The 2,054-nt window shown below is 65.9% G+C and carries 1 protein-coding gene and 1 tRNA gene; one reads left to right on the forward strand and one right to left on the reverse strand.

All coding sequences use genetic code 11. The features are described 5' to 3' along the window. Positions 1–260 precede the first annotated feature (260 nt). Complete coding sequence (locus K6I33_RS34525; RefSeq protein ID WP_229358750.1) at positions 261–1,382, forward strand: serine hydrolase domain-containing protein; 1,122 nt, start codon at positions 261–263, stop codon at positions 1,380–1,382. A 138-nt stretch (positions 1,383–1,520) separates the two neighbouring features. Here K6I33_RS34525 and K6I33_RS34530 read toward each other — a convergent pair. Beyond that, positions 1,521–1,594: transfer RNA gene (locus K6I33_RS34530), tRNA-Met, on the reverse strand. Positions 1,595–2,054: the final 460 nt, after the last annotated feature.

Consider the following 2,054-nt stretch of genomic DNA (forward strand, 5'->3'; position numbering starts at 1 on the left):
CCCTCAGGGCGGCGCCGAGGAGCCTGTAGCCATCAAGCTCGGCATGGCCCTCGACAACATCAGAAAACGCGCCGACAAACTCACCGAACAACGCCGCGCGGACCTCAACGCACTCGGCATGCGCTGGGCCAACAAGCGCGACGCAAAGTGATACGGCGAAGGCTGCCATCAGCCGTTGGCCAGTCGCGCAGCGGTGGAAAGTCGCCATCTGCCTTGGCTGCCTGGTGACGAAGCGCTGGAGATCGAGTTCCCTGTTCGACATGGAAATTCAAGGCAACTGCAGCGACCAGTTCGGCGCAGTACGGGAAGTGTTCGCCGACTCGCTGCGCAGCGGGGCGGACGTCGGTGCCTCGGTGGCGATCTACGTCGACGGCGAGCCTGTGGTCGACCTGTGGGGAGGTTACGCCGACCAGGAATGTACGCAACCGTGGCAACGCGACACCATCACCAACGTGTGGTCCATCACGAAGACGATGACTGCGGTGTGTGCTCTCGTCCTCGCTGATCGCGGCGAGCTCGACCTGTCCGCACCGGTCGCGAAATACTGGCCGGAGTTCGGCATCGCAGGGAAAGACCACGTGGAGATCCGGCACTTGCTCGGCCACACCGCTGGTCTCCCCGATTGGGATCAGCCCATGACCCTCGATGATCTGTGCGATTGGGAGAAGGCCACCACCCTGCTGGCCCGCCAGTCGCCCCGGTGGGAACCCGGCACGGAGTCTGGCTACCATCGGTTCACCCATGGCTTTCTGCTCGGCGAGGTCGTCCGCCGCGTCTGCCTGCAGTCGATCGGTGCTTTCTTCGCCGACCAGATCGCCGGCCCGCTGGACGTTGATTTCCACATCGGTCTCGCGGCCGAACACGATCACCGAGTCTCCGACGACATCCCCGCAACCGGCCCCGCGCCCGCAGCCAACCCTCATGTGGCCATCCCGGTCGGCGCCTACGTGACCGTCCAGGACACCTGGAGCACCCAGTGGCGCCGCGCCGAAATCCCTGCGGCAACCGGCTACGGAAACGCACGATCCGTGGCTGCTCTCCAATCGGTCCTCGCCCTTGGAGGCCAGACACCCACGTCACGCCTTCTCTCCGAAGCAACCTGTCGTGCGGTATTCGACGAACAGTCCCACGGCACCGACCTCGTGCTCGGCATCCCCCTACGCTTCGGCATGGGCTACGCCCTGAACGCCGACGACGCACCGGTCAGCACGACCAACCCTCAGACCTGTTACTGGGGCGGAAGAGGCGGATCACTGATCGTCAACGACCTCGACGCGCGCATGACCATCGCCTATGTGATGAACCAGATGACCAACCTCGGCCTCACCGACCCACGCGGCCAGAGGCTCCTCCAAGCCGCATACAAGTCGCTGACACGCTGACGGAGCAGCCGCCCCACGTGGTCGGACACGCTCGGCACTCCCTGGACCGGCAACCGCCATTGGCCAGCGCCGTTGGTAGGGACGGCCAGCAGAGCGAAAGGGCCCGGATCCGTACGGATCCGGGCCCTGCCGAAGCAGTAGCGGGGACAGGATTTGAACCTGCGACCTCTGGGTTATGAGCCCAGCGAGCTACCGAGCTGCTCCACCCCGCGTCGGTAGACCCCACCGTACGCTATCCTCGCGGGCCTCTGAGACCACTTTCCGCCAGGGCCGGTTTCCAGACCCCCGAAGCCGACGTTCGAACAGAATGCGGTGCCGCCCGTGCCCACGACTGGTACTCGAGGTGGCCAAGAAGGGGAAGTTCGGCGCTGGGGCGCTGTGTTTTCCGGGAGGCTGGAGGGATGGTTCCCGGGGTGTTCCGTCTGTCTCCTGTCAGCGGGGAGACGACGTTGTCGTTTCTTTGCCGGGTTGCCGCTCGCTACGGACTGGAGGAGCAGGCTCTGTTGTCCTGCTGGCGGTGGCGTGGTCACCGCCCTCGGCACGATGGCGGAGGGCTGCGGGCGGATGCGGAGGTGCTGCTGGATGCGGCGGGCCGGTGCGCGCTGATGGAATTGTCCGGGGCCGGGGAAGAGACGCTGGCGCGGGCGCTGCCGTCCTGGGGGCGGGAGGACT

The organism is Streptomyces sp. UNOB3_S3 (assembly GCF_020740895.1).
GTDB lineage: Bacteria > Actinomycetota > Actinomycetes > Streptomycetales > Streptomycetaceae > Streptomyces.